10 protein-coding genes are annotated in these 17,343 nt (G+C 45.9%); all 10 read left to right on the top strand.

Translation table 11 applies throughout. The annotated features are described in order from the left end of the window. Positions 1 to 128: 128 nt before the first annotated feature. Positions 129 to 3,515 carry a response regulator gene (locus R7093_RS10035; protein ID WP_047102640.1) on the top strand — a complete coding sequence of 1,129 codons (3,387 nt, stop codon included), beginning with the start codon at positions 129 to 131 and terminating at the stop codon, positions 3,513 to 3,515. A gap of 782 nt (positions 3,516 to 4,297) precedes the next feature. Next, positions 4,298 to 5,980, top strand: a complete 1,683-nt coding sequence (locus tag R7093_RS10030; RefSeq protein ID WP_047102641.1) for an ABC transporter substrate-binding protein — start codon at positions 4,298 to 4,300, stop codon at positions 5,978 to 5,980. A 170-nt stretch (positions 5,981 to 6,150) separates the two neighbouring features. After that, positions 6,151 to 7,137, top strand: coding sequence for an ABC transporter permease (locus R7093_RS10025; protein WP_318122927.1), 987 nt, complete (start codon positions 6,151 to 6,153; stop codon positions 7,135 to 7,137). A gap of 2 nt (positions 7,138 to 7,139) precedes the next feature. After that, entirely contained in the window at positions 7,140 to 8,165 is a 1,026-nt protein-coding gene (locus R7093_RS10020) for an ABC transporter permease (protein ID WP_047102642.1), read from the top strand. 2 nt (positions 8,166 to 8,167) lie between these two features. Then, complete coding sequence (locus R7093_RS10015) at positions 8,168 to 9,151, top strand: ABC transporter ATP-binding protein (RefSeq protein WP_005386550.1); 984 nt, start codon at positions 8,168 to 8,170, stop codon at positions 9,149 to 9,151. 47 nt (positions 9,152 to 9,198) lie between these two features. Next, positions 9,199 to 10,194, top strand: coding sequence for an ABC transporter ATP-binding protein (locus tag R7093_RS10010; RefSeq protein WP_005380041.1), 996 nt, complete (start codon positions 9,199 to 9,201; stop codon positions 10,192 to 10,194). A 63-nt stretch (positions 10,195 to 10,257) separates the two neighbouring features. After that, positions 10,258 to 11,997 (top strand): glycoside hydrolase family 9 protein, encoded by a 1,740-nt coding sequence (locus R7093_RS10005; RefSeq protein ID WP_047102643.1) that lies wholly within the window; start codon positions 10,258 to 10,260, stop codon positions 11,995 to 11,997. A gap of 2 nt (positions 11,998 to 11,999) precedes the next feature. Further along, on the top strand, positions 12,000 to 12,890 hold the full coding sequence (locus R7093_RS10000) for an N-acetylglucosamine kinase (protein WP_047102644.1): 891 nt from the start codon (positions 12,000 to 12,002) through the stop codon (positions 12,888 to 12,890). Between the two features lie 8 nt (positions 12,891 to 12,898). Continuing rightward, positions 12,899 to 14,818 carry a beta-N-acetylhexosaminidase gene (locus tag R7093_RS09995; RefSeq protein ID WP_047102645.1) on the top strand — a complete coding sequence of 640 codons (1,920 nt, stop codon included), beginning with the start codon at positions 12,899 to 12,901 and terminating at the stop codon, positions 14,816 to 14,818. A gap of 84 nt (positions 14,819 to 14,902) precedes the next feature. After that, complete coding sequence (locus R7093_RS09990) at positions 14,903 to 17,311, top strand: GH36-type glycosyl hydrolase domain-containing protein (protein WP_047102646.1); 2,409 nt, start codon at positions 14,903 to 14,905, stop codon at positions 17,309 to 17,311. The last annotated feature ends 32 nt before the right edge of the window (positions 17,312 to 17,343 follow it).

Here is a 17,343-nt window from a genome sequence, read left to right as displayed (position 1 = left end):
CTTGTCAAAGAAAAAAAACTCGTTAATTTTGTTAATTCTATCTAGTTGAACATCTTATCCGTTTTTAACGAGAACCTCGGCAGCGAAGTATGTTTTAGAACTGCCCATTATGAGTTGTAATCTTATCCATGTTTAAATTCTACAAAAAACAGAAATTTAAGCGCCTTCAGAGTACACTGATGACCGCATTTCTGGTGCTCAGTATCACACCTCTTACCATTACTGCGATCTTTTTCTTGCAGTCCCACAGTAAAGATCTGCAAGAACAAAGCACCTCGCACTTACTGTCTGTTCGAGATACAAAACAGCAGCAAATCATCGACTACTTTGAGGCACGAGAAACCGAAGTCATGGGCTTTGTGCGCTCAGAGTTGGCTTACGCCAGTGGTGGCCGATTCTACGGTCTCGTCAATGCTTTTAGTCGTTTAGGCAATGATATTGAAGAGTCTCGTAAAAACGCCCAACAGCGCTACATCGAGGGCAGCGGAGACCAAATCAAAACCTCAACGTTACCCGAGTCATCCAACTATGTAGGAAGTGAACGTTACCGGCTTTTACATAAACGCTATCATTGGGCCTACTTAGAGCTCCTCAAGCGCTCTGATTTTAATGACATTTTGCTGGTAGACATCAATGGTAACGTCACCTACTCGATCAACAAAGACGATAACTACGGAACGAACTTGTTATCAGGCCCCTACAAAGACTCGGCACTTGGCAAAACTTTCAAGCGTCTCGCCGATGATGTGACTGAACGTCGAAAAGTAAACGAAGACTACACTCCTGTGATTGTGTCTGACTTCGAGCTGGAAGGGGGGAAATCAGTCGCTTGGCTAGGTGCACCAATTGTTCAGCAAGGTTATCTACACAGCTATGCCATGTTCCGCTTGCCAAATAATGGCATCACTAAGTTAGCCGCAGACGCCAACCGAGAGTCATCAATTAACACCTTGCTGGTTGGAAATGATCACCAACCTCGCACAATTAACACGAAACAAGACGACATTAAGAACAGTTTAGAAGTGATCGATAAAGCACTCTCTGGTGCATTTGGTGTCGGCACTTACACAAACGGTTTAGGTGAAGAGATCATCGCGGCTTATGCACCGATTGAAACTCGTGGTGTGATTTGGGCGCTCGTCGTACAGTTACCAGAAAACGAAGCTTTCGCTCGTATACATCAACTCGAAAAACTATTCGTTATCGCTATGTTGATCGCCATTATCCTTGTGGTGATCGCTTCTCACTATTTATCAAACTTTATCACTTCTCCGTTGCTGAAATTGACTTGGGTTGCCGAAAAGGTCTCTGCAGGGGATCTTGATGACACGTCTTTTAATACGGTTCGTAAAGATGAAATTGGTCGGCTTGCGTTAAGCTTTGAACGAATGCAACGCTCTATTCGAGAGAAGATTCAAACCATTAAGAAGCAAAATGAAGAACTAGAAAGCAACATACAGATCATTCAGAAACAGAATGAAGAACTGCAATTGGCCGATAAATTAAAAGATGAGTTCTTAGCCACGACTTCTCATGAACTTCGTACACCGTTACACGGCATGGTCGGGATTGCTGAAACCTTAGCGTCCGGCGCCAATGGCGCGATCCCCGCTAGCCAGAAATATCAGCTTGATATCATCATTAAAAGTGGTCAGCGTCTCGCTAATCTAGTCGATGACTTGTTGGATTATCATAAAATGCGTTATGGAAGCATGGATATCCAGAAATCAGCAGTGAGTTTGGGCAGTGCAACACGATTGGTTTTAGAGCTTTCTAGCCATTTACTTGGAAGTAAAACCATCCGCATCATCAACCAAGTCCCTGCGGATTTAAAAGCAGTGTCAGCTGACCCGCAACGCCTTGAACAAGTGCTATATAACCTGATTGGCAATGCGATTAAATACACCTCAGAAGGTAAAATTGTTATCTCCGCTAATGTGGTAGATGATCATGTACGCGTACAAGTCGTGGATACTGGACAAGGAATTCCCGCAGAACAACTTGAACATATTTTTGAACCACTCATCCAAGCAGGGCAAGACGCGAGCCGTTATCGTCAAGGTGCAGGACTTGGGCTCTCCATTAGCCGCCAATTGATCGAATTAATGGGAGGTTCGTTATACGTCAGTAGCCAACCAATGGTCGGAACTACCTTCAGTTTCACTTTACCGCTCGCCAGTAAAGAAGAAATCCTAGCAACTCAGACTCTAGCTGCGCACGGACACTTCCAAATCCCTGAAGTTAATGTAGAGAACAGTGAAGACTTATCACTTCCAGAGAACCCAGACGGCCCGTTACTGTATGTTGCTGACGATGAACCAGTAAACTTACGCGTGCTTGAAAGCTTTTTACGTTTAGAGGGCTATCGTGTGCGTACCGTCTCCGATGGGCCAGAAACGTTAGCGCTCGTCGAGCAAGAGAAGCCGGAACTTCTGTTATTGGATATCATGATGCCAGGCATGAGCGGCTACCAAGTTTGTAGTGAACTACGTGAAACCTATGATCATGCCGAGTTGCCAATCATTATGCTCACCGCACTCAGTCAAACAGAAGATCGTGTAAGAGGTTTTGAGGCAGGAGCCAACGACTATTTATCGAAACCATTTAATAAACAAGAGTTGGCGGCACGTATCCAAGCGCATTTAACGGCAAGTAAAGCAGAAATGCGCCATATGGAAAACAAAGTGCTAGAGTCTGAACTTAGACAGCGAGCAGTCGTTGAAGCAAGCTTACTTGAGACTCAAGGTCGTTTGTTGGAACAGCTAGAATCGGCTCCTGAAGCTATCATCTGTCTACGTGAAGACAAACGTATTCGCTTTGCTAACGAAGCTGCTTGTAAGCTATTCAAGCGCAGCTTAGAACAGCTAAAGCGCTCATCTGCTGATGAGCTGATTGCCCCTAAATATCTAACCGTCAAACAACCTCATTACTGTGGCAAGATTGATATCTATATTGAAGATATTCGTCAGAACATCGAAGCAGACATTCTTAAGCTCCCTGAAGGTTCAGGGTTAGATATCATGTACATCTTTAATGTCGGCGGTGGAGCCAGTGCCGCTCGCATACATAATCTAGAAACCGCCGTAGAAGTGCTTTCAAGTTATGCATTTGATGGTGACAAAGACCAATTGCAAAAGCTAAAAGAGCTTGGCGGAGAATTTACGCGCCTTGCAGACAAAGCACTCGGTAATAAAAAGGACAAGCAAGAACTTATGCGGGAAGTTCTAGTCGACGCAATGACACATGCTTTAGAGTATTGGGAATCTGTAACGGGTGAAAGTAAATTCGCATTTGCAGAGCAAAGTGGCTTGTGGCGCGTTTATCTAGACCGAAGTACTTTACAAACACGCACCTTAGATAAATACATGCGTATAGAAACATTACCCAAAACACCACGTTGGAGAACGGTGCTAAGCTCGATAGAGTTCATTCTCGAACACTGCAAAGAACAGAGCCCCGAGAGAGCATACATAGAAGCACAACGAGATAAACTACAGCGACTATTGACCAGCTAATATTTATCAAAAAAACTAGCCCAGCGTGCATGCTGGGCTTTTTTGTTATTCGAGTATTCCCTTCCTTGAGATAAAAGAGACCGCCTCTTCCTACCCCATTAACATATTTCCAATAACGAACATTCGGTTAGACAACGCTATCTATTGTTGGTCTTCAAAACGTACGACCTTATCCATTTAACTTGTCTTAACTAGGTAAGTTCGAGCAACCGAAAAAACTTCATTCATACAATAAAAAAAGGACAACAAACGGAAGAAAACTGTCGATAAAAAAGGCCATTTTTCAGATAACAAGCGGATTTTGACGAACTATTGATAGAGATTGCGAACTTAATCACAACAGAACGGCAGATTAATTTTTAGCTGATTAATTAACACTATTTCTGCATGTGAGCGAGATCTCCGAACCTAGAAACCAAGCAAGAAACGTATATTTTAAATGGATCACCAGGTTAGTAATCACCAACACTCATTATTAACAAGGATATAAACTGCGACGCATATCAACGTTTATTTTTTGTCCCTCTACTGGTTAAAATTAGCCAAAATAACGTTTATAACGGAGAGCTCAGAGATTTTAACGTTTTTAACGGGAATCAAGTTTGATTATTTTATGGATAAGGTGTTTTCTTACTCCTGCCTAAGGCCTACAGGCCACTCTTGGCGAAACTCAATGTTGTAATGAGTAAGGCATGTACAAGAGGTAGGTCTTAGAGAGTGTTTATCAATTGATGACATTCAATTCCATTTAGTGAAATGAAAGCAAATAGTAAGGAACAGCTATGCTTGCCAATATTAAAAAAACAGCACTAGCAACAGCAATTATTGCAACGGCTACTACAGGTTTTGCATCGGTAGCTACTGCGGCTGAACGCAGTGAACTGACTATCCACCCTAAAGAGTTTACAACTTTCGTTCGTAACTTTAACCCTTTCTTGGGTGCAACTAACCTGCACACAACAACCGACTTTATTTACGAGCCGCTAGTTGTTTTTAACGAAATGCACGGTAACACGCCTGTATTTCGTCTAGCAGAAAACTTTACCATGGCTGATGACCTGATGAGCGTAACCTTCGATATCCGTAAGGGCGTAAAATGGTCTGATGGCAAAGCGTTTACCGCTGATGATGTTGTTTACTCTTTCAACCTAGTTAAAGAGAAGCCAGAGCTAGACCAATCTGGTATCAACTCTTGGGTGACTGGCGTAGAAAAAGTTAACGACTACCAAGTTAAATTCCGTCTAAGCGAAGCAAACTCAAACGTTCCTTACGAAATTGCGAAAGTACCCGTCGTACCTAAGCACGTATGGAGCAAAGTAAAAGATCCAGCAACATTCACAAACGAAAATCCAGTAGGCAGTGGTCCATTTACTGAAATCGACACTTTCACACCGCAGCTATATATCCAGTGTGAGAACCCGAATTATTGGGATGCTGACAACCTAGATGTAGATTGTCTGCGTGTGCCACAAATCGCGAACAACGACCAATTCTTGGGCAAAATCGTTAACGGCGAAATGGACTGGACGTCTTCATTCGTACCAGACATCGACCGTACGTACGCTGCAGCAAGTCCGAATCACCACTACTGGTACCCACCAGCGGGTACTCAAGCATTTGTAGTGAACTTCAAAAACCCAGACTCTGCGAAAAACGAAGCACTAACTAACGTTGACTTCCGTCGTGCGTTCTCTATGGCGCTAGACCGTCAAACTATCATTGATATCGCTTTCTACGGCGGCGGTACAGTGAACGACTTCGCATCTGGTCTTGGCTACGCATTCGAAGCTTGGTCTGATGAAGAGACGCACAACAAGTACAAAGGCTACAACACATACAACGCGGAAGGTGCGAAAAAGCTTCTAGCTAAAGCTGGCTTCAAAGATGTAAACAAAGATGGCTTTGTGGATACACCATCTGGCAAGTCTTTCGAGCTTCTAATTCAATCACCAAACGGTTGGACTGACTTCAACAACACGGTACAGCTAGCCGTTGAGCAACTAGCAGAAGTGGGCATTAAAGCTCGTGCTCGTACACCGGACTTCTCGGTATACAACCAAGCTATGCTAGAAGGTACTTACGACGTTGCTTACACCAACTACTTCCACGGTGCAGATCCACACTTGTACTGGGATAGTGGCTACAACTCGAAGCTACAAGCTGGTGACGGCATGCCTCGCTTTGCAATGCACTTCTACAAGAACGATAAGCTAGACGGTCTTCTTAACAGCTTCTACAAGACAGCAGATAAGCAAGAACAGCTAGAGATCGCTCATGGCATTCAGAAGATCATTGCTCAGGACCAAGTAACTATCCCTGTGCTATCTGGCGCGTACATGTACCAATACAACACAACTCGCTTCACTGGTTGGTGGAACGAAGAAAACCCTAAGGGCCGTCCAAACATTTGGGCAGGTATCCCAGAGCGTCTACTTCACGTACTGGACCTAAAACCAGTTAAATAAGTAGAAGTTCATTTCAAGCGGCATACATCCCGTGTGCCGCCTATAAAAATCCCTTGTTAACGAAACCAATATGTGGCGCTCGTCGTCAGGGGATTTTTCGCTCTAAATTTCGCTAGGAGCGACCTGAAACCAGAAACAGGGAAAAAATCTGGGTGAGTAAGGTGTGAGTTATGGGTTATTTTTTAAGACGTTTGTCGTTCTATCTTGTCGCGCTCTTAGTTGCAGCGACGTTAAACTTTATTATTCCGCGAGCAATGCCTGGTGACCCAGTTACCATGATGTTTGCTAATGCTTCAGTACAGGTGACTCCAGAACGAATCGCAGCAATGAAAGAACTGCTCGGTTTCGTTGATGGGCCAATTTACATTCAGTACTTCTCGTACATTAAAAACATTCTAAGTTGGGAATTGGGCACCTCAATCCAGTTCTACCCTCTTTCAGTTAATTCTTTACTAGGTAGTGCATTTGGCTGGTCACTATTTCTAGCTGGTACTGCGGTTGTACTTTCTTTCTCCATCGCTTCTGTCCTTGGTATTTTTGCCGCCTGGAAGCGCGGTAGTAAGTACGATGCATTCGTAACGCCTGGCACATTGATCATTCAAGCTATTCCACAAATGGTTATCGCAATGTTAGTGCTGTTTACCTTTGCGATTGGCCTGAAATGGTTCCCATCTGGCTATGCTTACACGCCAGGTACTATTCCTGATTGGACAAGCTGGGAGTTCATCAAGAACGTGGGTTACCACGCTGTACTACCTCTATTCTGTGCAACCATCGTTCAAATTGGTGGCTTCCTAGTTAACATGCGTAACAACATGATCAACCTTCTCGCCGAAGACTACATCACGATGGCTAAAGGTAAAGGGCTGAGTGAAAACCGCGTCGTCTTCAATTACGCCGCACGTAACGCACTACTTCCAAGTGTTACCGCACTGTCTATGTCTTTAGGTATGGCCATCGGTGGTCAATTAATCATCGAGATGATTTTCAACTACCCAGGCCTAGGTACTGTTCTATTGAACGCAATTCACGCTCGTGACTACCAAGTACTTCAAGGTCAGTTAATTATCATGACGATGTTCATGCTGTGCTTCAACTTAATGGCTGACATGCTGTACATGATTCTAGACCCTCGCCTACGTACGGGAGGCAAATAATCATGAAAGAACTATTCAAACTTATTTTAGGTAACGCATTTGCTCGCATTGGTCTTGGCATTGTTACGCTGTTCGTGTTCGTTGCGATTGCCGCTCCTTTACTTACAAAGCATGCGCCAGACAAGCGAACCGGTAACCCACACGAATACCCAAGCTTTGTTGTAAAACAGGCACAAAACAACCCTGATGGTTGGGTCGCTAAAAACCTAGCAGACGATCGTCGTACACTGCTTATGTCTAAAAAGGCCGACCACGTATTAGGTACTAGCCGAATGGGTCGCGATATCTGGTCGCAGGTGGCTTACGGTGCACGAGTATCACTGGGTGTAGGCTTTGGCGCTGGCATCATCGTGTGCTTCTTAGCAACAGTCATTGGTATATCGGCAGGTTACTTCGGCGGCAAAGTGGATGACGTATTGAGTGCCGCGATGAACATCATGTTAGTAATCCCGCAGTATCCATTGCTATTCGTGTTGGCGGCCTTTATCGGTGAAGCAGGCCCACTCACCATTGCCTTGATTATCGCTGGTACTTCTTGGGCATGGGGTGCACGTGTTGTCCGCTCTCAAACTATGGCACTACGCGAGAAAGAGTTCGTTAAAGCTGCCGAAGTATTGGGAGAGTCTTCATTCCGCATCATCTTCGTTGAGATTTTACCAAACCTTATCCCAATTGTCGGTGCGAGCTTCATTGGCTCAGTAATGCTCGCGATCAACACTGAAGCGGTCATTTCGTTCCTAGGTTTGGGTGATGCCAACACGATCAGTTGGGGCATCATGCTTTACAACGTGCAAACCTCATCAGCCATGCTGATTGGCGCATGGTGGGAAGTACTAGCACCTTGTATTGCCCTAACACTACTGGTTACTGGTCTTGCTCTGTTGAACTTTGCCGTTGACGAAATTGCGAACCCTCAACTTCGTTCTCACAAAGGCATGAAACGCTGGAAAAAACTAGCAGCAAAAGACAAGAAAGAACGTGAGCCTGAACTGGCACCACAAAATGCACTATGGAGCGGAGATAAATAATCATGACTGCACCACTAATTTCCATCCGTAACCTATGCGTAGACTACATCACAGACGCGGGCGATGTCCGCGCCTGTAACAACGTGAGCTTCGACATTGCACCAGGTGAAGTATTCGGTCTGGCTGGTGAATCTGGCTGTGGCAAATCCACTGTTGCCTTCTCACTAATGCGCCTTCATAAGCCGCCAGCGTTTATCACAGGTGGTGAGGTTATCTTCAACGGTGAAGATATCCTTCAGTACAGCGATGATCGCATGCAAGCGTTTCGCTGGAGTGAAATGTCGATGGTATTCCAGAGTGCGATGAACGCTTTGAACCCTGTTCTAACCATGGAAGAGCAGTTCTGTGACGTCATCATGCGTCATACCAATATGACTCGCGCTCAAGCAAAAACACGCGCTGAAGGTCTGCTGGAAATCGTTGATATCCACCCTAGCCGATTGAGTGATTACCCGCACCAGTTCTCTGGTGGTATGCGTCAACGTCTAGTAATCGCAATCGCTTTGGCTCTGAACCCAAAAATGATCATCATGGACGAACCGACTACCGCATTGGATGTAGTGGTTCAACGTGAAATTCTACAAAAAATTTACGCGCTTAAAGAAGAGTTTGGTTTCTCAATTCTGTTCATCACACATGACTTGTCATTGATGGTCGAGTTCTCGGATCGTATCGGCATCATGTACTCAGGTGAGTTGATTGAAGTCGCGCCTTCTAAGCAAATACTGGAAAGTCCTTACCACCCTTACACCAAAGGTTTGGGTAGCTCTTTCCCTCCACTAACTGGACCAAAGACCAAATTGACTGGTATTCCAGGTAACCCTTTGAACTTGCTAGAAGTACCACAGGGCTGCCGCTTCCAAGCTCGTTGCGACCGCGTACATGAAGCATGTACACGTGTACCAACCCAATTACGTCAAATTGAACCAGGTCGCCTCTCAAATTGCCATTTGTACGGCGACACCATTGCTCAAGCTAAGGTTTAACAACAAAAAAACGCTAGCTAAGAACAAAAATTACACTGGAGAGAATTATGAGCAAACAATTCGGCGAACTGCTGATTGAGGGTAAAAATGTCGTTAAGGACTTCCCTTTAAACAGTAACTCAATCAAACAATCTAAGATGCGCGCAATCAACGACGTCTCTTTCAAAATGTACAAGAGCCGCGGCTTGTCAGTGGTAGGTGAATCTGGTTCAGGTAAGTCTACTACTGCAAAAATGATTGCAAAAATGTACGCACCAACCGATGGCATCATTGAATACAAAGGTCGTGATATCCAAGATATCACCTCTCGTCACGATTTAATGACCTACCGTGAAGGTGTACAAATGGTGTGGCAAGACCCGTTTGGCTCGCTAAACCCAACGCACAATATCTTCCACCATATTGCGCGCCCGCTGCTGATTCATAAGAAAGTAGCACCGGGCAACAAGAAAGAACTGGAAGAGCGTGTGTACGACCTACTTGAACAAGTTGGTCTTATTCCACCAAAAGAAACGGCGCAAAAGTTCCCGCACCAGCTATCTGGCGGTCAGCGTCAACGTGTAAACCTAGCTCGTAACATCGCAGTTGGTGCAGAAGTGGTATTGGCGGATGAGCCAACATCGATGCTCGATGTATCAATCCGTGCCGGTGTTCTGAACTTGATGGAAGAGATGAAGTTCGAGAAACAAATGTCTCTGCTTTACATCACTCACGACATCGCAACAGCGCGTTACATTGCTGAAGATCTCGCGGTCATGTACGTAGGTCACATGGTTGAATGGGGCGATACTGAAGAAATCATTCACGATCCTCAACACCCATATACGCAACTGTTGGTATCTGCGGTTCCAGATCCATCGAAGTCTATTCACGAGAAACTGAAAGGCAACAAAGGGGAAATCCCACTTTGGACACCAGAATCTGTCGGCTGTCCATTTGCTGGACGTTGTGTACACGCTACCGACAAATGTCGCGAACGACTACCGGGCGTCACTCAACTGTCCGACAACCACTTTGTCCGCTGTTACTTATTTGAAGATTAATCATAACGAGGGTCAGGTTCAGCCTGGCCCATTCCTGTTTTTATCGTTTCCCGGAGACATTGAATGCTGCTACTGACTAACCACATTGGTTATGAACGTCTGGGCCCAAAGAAAGCCATTATCCAGACCGAACAACCACACTTGTCTTCTTACACTACTCAATTGATTTGTGCCACTAGCGAGCAAACCGTGGCAACTTTTGCGGTTGAAGAACAAGGTAAAGTGGCGAACTGGCATCAGGGCTATTTCTACCTCATCGACTTTTCCTCTTTCACAACGTCAGGTGACTATTTCTTGCAAGTAGAAGATACGCGCTCTTCCTCTTTCATCGTTGGCGAACACATTCTGTTGGATCAAACTTTGTCAGATGTGATCCACTACTTCAAATCGCAACGTTGCGGCGGGATCTTCGATCAACAAGATCGACAACTTCCAGTACTAAACTCCAATAAAAAGGTTGATGTACACGGCGGCTGGTACGACGCATCAGGAGACGTTAGCAAGTATTTAAGTCACCTTTCATACGCGAATTATTTGAATCCTCAACAAACCCCAATGGTGGTTTGGAACATCCTAAAAGGGGTTTCATTGCTTGAAGGAAGCGAAGACATTGCAGCTTTCACACGTACACGTCTGATTGAAGAAGCCCTGTTCGGTGCAGACTTTCTTGTGCGTATGCAAAACGAAAAAGGCTTTTTCTACATGACGGTCTTTGACAAGTGGAGCAAAGATACTGCGCAACGCGAGATTTGCGCGTACGAAACTCAACTTGGTCACAAATTTGACGACTATCAAGCAGGCTTTCGACAAGGTGGCGGTGTCGCCATTGCAGCGCTAGCGGCAGCGTCGCGTTTAAGTGTTCACGGTGAATACGATCAACAAAAATACCGCAACGCTGCCGAAAATGGTTACTGGCACTTAAAAGAGCACAATACGCAGTACCTCAATGATGGGGAAGAAAACATTATCGACGAATACTGTGCGCTACTGGCTTGTGTAGAACTGTTTAAAGCAACCAAAGAAACTCGCTACTTGGAAGAGAGCCGTTTGTGGGCGCAACGTTTAGTTGCACGCCAAATGAGCGACGAGCAGATTCAACACTTTTGGTCAGCAAACCAAGACGGCAGCCGTCCATATTTTCACGCAGCCGAAGCTGGTCTACCAGTTATTGCCCTATGCGAATATCTATCAATTGAAGACGACTCAGCACGAGCGGAATCGGTAAAACGTATCGTCAACCTAGCGTGTGAGTTTGAGATCACAATATCGAATAAAGTGATCAACCCATTCGGTTACCCTCGCCAATATGTTAAAGGCGTAAATGAGTCAAAACGCGAGGCATTTTTTGTAGCACACAACAATGAATCCGGCTATTGGTGGCAAGGCGAGAATGCTCGACTGGGCTCACTCGCGACCATGGCGTACCTTGCTCAACCGCATATAGCGTCGCAAGAAGTACAGCAACAACTTTCTGTGTTTGCTCAAGATGCATTGAACTGGGTTGTAGGCTTAAACCCATACGACATGTGCATGCTAGATGGCCATGGTCGTAACAACCCTGATTACCTCCCTCAATATGGTTTCTTCAACGCAAAAGGTGGCGTGTGTAACGGAATCACTGGCGGCTTTGAAGACGAGGAAGACATTGCATTTAATCCACCAGCACAAAAAGAAGACGTGTTACAAAACTGGCGCTGGGGCGAACAATGGATCCCGCATGGCGCTTGGTACTTACTCGCGATAATCAGTCAAGCTCAGCATGTTTCTCAGTTGGCAACCTCTAAAAATATGAAGGAAGAATAATCATGGGAATGTATTTTGTCGGTATCGATGGTGGCGGCACGTCATGTCGAGCCAGGATTAAAGATTCACAAGGTAATTTTCTTGGCGAGGCCAAAAGCGGCAGTGCCAACATCATGCTAGGTGCTGAAATAGCAATGGCTTCGATTCTTGAATCCATCACTTCGGCTACCGAGCAAGGCGGTCTGACACAACAAGATTTCGCGTCGATGCACGTCGGCTTAGCCCTTGCTGGCGCAGAGCACAAAGCATCTTGGCAAGCCTTCATGTCTCTTCCTCATCCATTTGCCAGTATAACTCTGAATACCGATGCTTACGGTGCGTGCGTTGGTGCGCACAATGGCGAAGATGGCGCAATCATGATTGCGGGAACCGGTTCTTGTGGCATCTACCTTAACGGATTGGAGCAACACGTTGTCGGTGGTCGTGAGTTCCCTATTTCGGATCAAGGTGGCGGCGCAGTGATGGGGCTACGCCTAGTTCAGCAAGTTTTGTTAGCTGAAGATGGCATCAGAGAAAAAACGCCCCTAGCACAACATGTTATGACGCATTTCGAAAATGAGGTAGACAACGTGGTGGCGTGGTCAAAACAGGCGCTTCCTCGTGATTATGGGCAGTTTTCTCCGGCTATTTTCCAACATGCGGAACAAGGCGATGCACTGGCCATTGAAATGCTGAAGCAAACCGCAGCGGATATAGAAATGTTTCTCGTGGCATTAAACAAGCGCGGCGCAACACGTATTTGTTTAATGGGCAGCATAGCTGAACGCATTGTACGTTGGCTTTCACCACCAGTTCAGCAATGGGTTGTTGAGCCACAGTTTGACGCGATTGAAGGCGCAATTATGTTTGCTGGCAAACCAGAACATAACCTTTACTCGCTCAGTGCGGCGTAGGAGTAGATATGGAATATCGTGTTGATCTCGTAGTCCTTTCTGAGCAGAAACAAAACTGCCGCTTTGGCCTTACCTTTCATAACTTGAGCGACCAAGACCTGAACAGCTGGAGCTTAACTTTCGCTTTCGATCGTTACATTCTTCCAGACAGCGTTTCAAATGGTCAACTGACTCAAATTGGTAGTTTTTGCACACTTGAACCAGAAGGGGTGGTACTGGCTGCCAACCATCACTATTACTGTGAATTCAGTATTGGTTCGAACCCATTCCGTTATTACTCGGATGGCTTTAACGAAGCGATGATCAACTTTGTCGTTGATGGAAACCCACAGCGCGCACAAGTGGATGTCACGCCTATCGTATTAGCTTCACCATACCGTGAACGCAGTGAGATTCCGGCAAGTTTAACCCATGCACAGCCCTTGCTGCCAAAACCAAACCATATTGAGGTCAGCGATCACTATTTTAGCTTTGATCATCATGCTGGCGTCGCGGTTTATTCAAGCCTGGCCAATTCAGCTAAAGAATGGCTACTTGAAGAGCTTAAGCGCATTCACCAATTTGAGTTCGCATCAGACAATGGCAGTCAGATCATCTTCAAAGGCAACCCAACCTTGGATGAAGGCGCTTACAAACTGAAAGTAGCCGAAGAGTCAATCAAAATTGAAGCAGGATCTTCGTCTGGTTTTACCCATGCTTGTGCAACGTTATTACAACTAATCAAAGTTGGCGATCAACCTAACTCAATGGAAGTAGTTTGCTGTTCAATCAAGGACAGGCCACGTTTTCGTTACCGCGGTATGATGCTGGATTGTGCTCGTCATTTTCACTCCGTTGAGCAAGTCAAACGCTTGATCAACCAACTGGCTCATTACAAGTTCAATACGTTCCATTGGCATCTTACCGACGATGAGGGTTGGCGAATTGAAATCAAATCACTGCCTCAACTGACCGATATTGGTGCTTGGCGCGGATTGGATGAGATCAATGAACCACAGTACACGCACTTTGATGAACGTTACGGCGGCTTCTACACACAAGAAGACATCAAAGACGTTATCGAATTTGCATCGCAACGCGGCATCACCATCATTCCTGAAATTGATGTACCTGGTCATTGCCGAGCCGCCATCAAGTCGTTACCACACCTATTGGTAGAAGCGGAAGATACCACCGAATATCGCAGTATTCAGCATTACAACGACAACGTCATTAACCCTGCTCTGCCGGGGAGTTATGAATTTATCGACAAAGTGCTAGAAGAGGTCTCTGCGCTTTTTCCTGCGCCTTACGTTCATATTGGTGCCGACGAAGTACCTAACGGCGTATGGTCAAAAAGCCCAGCATGCCAAGCACTAATGGAACAACTGGGTTACAGCGACTACAAAGATTTGCAAGGACACTTCTTGCGTTATGCCGAAGACAAACTTCGTAAATTGGGCAAACGCATGCTGGGCTGGGAAGAAGCTCAACACGGCGACAAAGTCAGTAAAGATACGGTGATCTACTCATGGCTAAGCGAAGAAGCGGCATTGAACTGTGCTCGCCAAGGCTTTGATGTGGTGCTGCAACCAGCACAAACCACTTACCTAGATATGACCCAAGACTACGCACCTGAAGAACCGGGCGTGGACTGGGCAAACCCACTGCCACTAGAAAAAGCTTACAACTACGAACCGCTCGCTGAAGTGCCTGCTGACGACCCAATACGTAAGCGCATTTGGGGCATTCAAACAGCATTATGGTGCGAAATTATCAATAACCAACCTCGCATGGACTACATGATCTTCCCTCGTTTAACTGCAATGGCAGAAGCATGTTGGACAGACAAACAACACCGAGATTGGACCGACTATTTATCACGCTTGAAAGGCCATCTACCTCTGCTTGATTTGCAGGGAGTGAATTACCGTAAACCGTGGAAGTAATACAAAACTGATGTCGAAACATCACGCTTGAAGAGTTTTTAAATTTTGGCTGCTGATGCAGCTTCGTAAAAAGGAAAGACACAAATGAAATACGGCTATTTCGATAACGAGAATCGCGAATACGTCATCACTCGCCCTGACGTACCAGCACCATGGACCAACTACCTAGGTACTGAGAAGTTCTGTACGGTTATCTCGCACAACGCGGGGGGCTACTCGTTCTACAACTCTCCAGAATACAACCGTGTTACTAAATTCCGTCCAAATGCGACATTCGATCGCCCAGGACACTACGTTTACTTGCGTGATGATGAGACAGGTGATTACTGGTCAATCTCTTGGCAACCAGTTGCGAAGAGCCTAGACGAAGCAAACTACGAAGTTCGTCACGGCTTGTCTTACTCTAAGTTCAAATGTGAATACAGCGGTATTACCGCAACAAAAACTCTGTTCGTGCCAAAAGGCGAAGACGCTGAAATCTGGGATGTAGTGATTAAAAACACCTCTGACAAACCACGTACGATCAGTGCATTCTCATTTGTTGAGTTCTCATTCAGCCACATTCAATCTGATAACCAAAACCATCAAATGTCTCTGTACTCGGCAGGTACGGCTTACAATGAAGGCGTGATTGAGTACGACCTGTACTACAACACCAACGATTTCGAAGGTTTCTACTACCTAGCTTCAACATTTGATCCAGATTCATACGACGGTCAACGTGACAGCTTCCTTGGCCTATACCGTGACGAAGCAAACCCGCTAGCGGTAGAACAAGGGAAGTGTTTCAACACAGCACAAACGTGTTACAACCACTGTGGCTCTCTGCACAAGCAATTCACTATCCAGCCGGGTGAAGAAGTTCGCTTTGCTTACATTCTAGGTATCGGTAAAGGCAATGGTGACCGTCTACGTGCTAAGTACCAAGACCTTGCAGAAGTCGACAATGCATTTGCGGGTATCAAAGCACACTGGGATGAACGCTGTGGCAAGTTCCAAGTGAAATCACCAAACGAAGGTCTAGATACCATGATCAACGCTTGGACACTGTACCAAGCTGAAACTTGTGTGGTGTGGTCTCGCTTTGCTTCATTCATCGAAGTGGGTGGTCGTACTGGTCTTGGTTACCGCGATACAGCGCAAGATGCGATCTCAGTCCCTCACGCTAACCCTGCAATGACGCGCAAACGTATCGTTGACCTACTGCGCGGCCAAGTAAAAGCGGGCTACGGTCTACACCTATTCGATCCAGATTGGTTTGATCCAGAAAAAGCTGATGTTAAACCATCTAAATCTCCAACCGTAGTTCCAACACCTTCTGATGAAGACAAAATTCACGGCATCGAAGACACTTGTTCCGATGACCATCTATGGCTAGTTCCAACCATCTGTAAGTACGTGATGGAAACCGGTGAGCACAGCTTCTTTGACGAAGTGATCCCTTACGCCGACGGTGGCGATGCAACGGTTTATGACCACATGAAAGCCGCGCTAGACTTCTCGGCTGAATACGTAGGTCAAACCGGTATCTGTAAAGGTCTGCGTGCAGACTGGAACGACTGTCTGAACCTAGGTGGCGGCGAATCTTCAATGGTGTCGTTCCTACATTTCTGGGCACTGCAGGAGTTCATCGACCTAGCGAAATACCTAGGGAAAGAAGCCGACGTTGAAAAATACACGGTGATGGCAGCAAACGTTCGTGAAGCGTGTGAAACCCACCTTTGGGATGACGAAGGCGGTTGGTACATCCGTGGTCTGACGAAGAATGGCGACAAGATCGGTACTGCGCAACAAGCGGAAGGCCGAGTACACCTAGAGTCAAACACACTTGCGGTACTTTCTGGTGCGGTATCTCAAGAACGCGGCGAAAAAGCGATGGACGCTGTCGATGAGAACCTATTCTCTGAATACGGCCTCCACCTAAACTCACCATCTTTTGCAACACCGAATGATGATATCGGCTTCGTAACTCGTGTTTACCAAGGCGTAAAAGAGAACGGTGCGATCTTCTCGCATCCAAATCCATGGGCTTGGGTAGCTGAAGCGAAACTGGGTCGTGGTGATCGTGCAATGAAGTTCTACGATGCACTAAACCCATACAACCAGAACGACATCATCGAAAAACGTATTGCAGAACCATACTCATACGTTCAGTTCATCATGGGTCGTGACCACCAAGACCACGGTCGTGCAAACCACCCATGGTTAACAGGTACATCTGGCTGGGCTTACTTCGCTGTTACCAACTTTATCCTTGGTGTGCGTACAGGCTTCGATGGCCTAACTATCGATCCATGTATCCCAACGAACTGGCCTGGTTTCGAAGTGACTCGTCAATGGCTAGGTGCAACGTACAACATCAAAGTCGTTAACCCAGACTCAGTAAGCAAAGGCGTTAAGTCGATTACTGTGAACGGTGAAGCAGTGAATGGTGCCTCTGTCCCAGTTCAAGCGGAAGGTTCAGTAAACGAAGTTATCGTTACTCTAGGTTAATCATCTTTTGGGGGAGTCCTTCTCCCCTTTTG

Source organism: Vibrio sp. 1580 (genome assembly GCF_033340055.1).
This window is presented reverse-complemented; position numbering and strand designations above follow the sequence as displayed.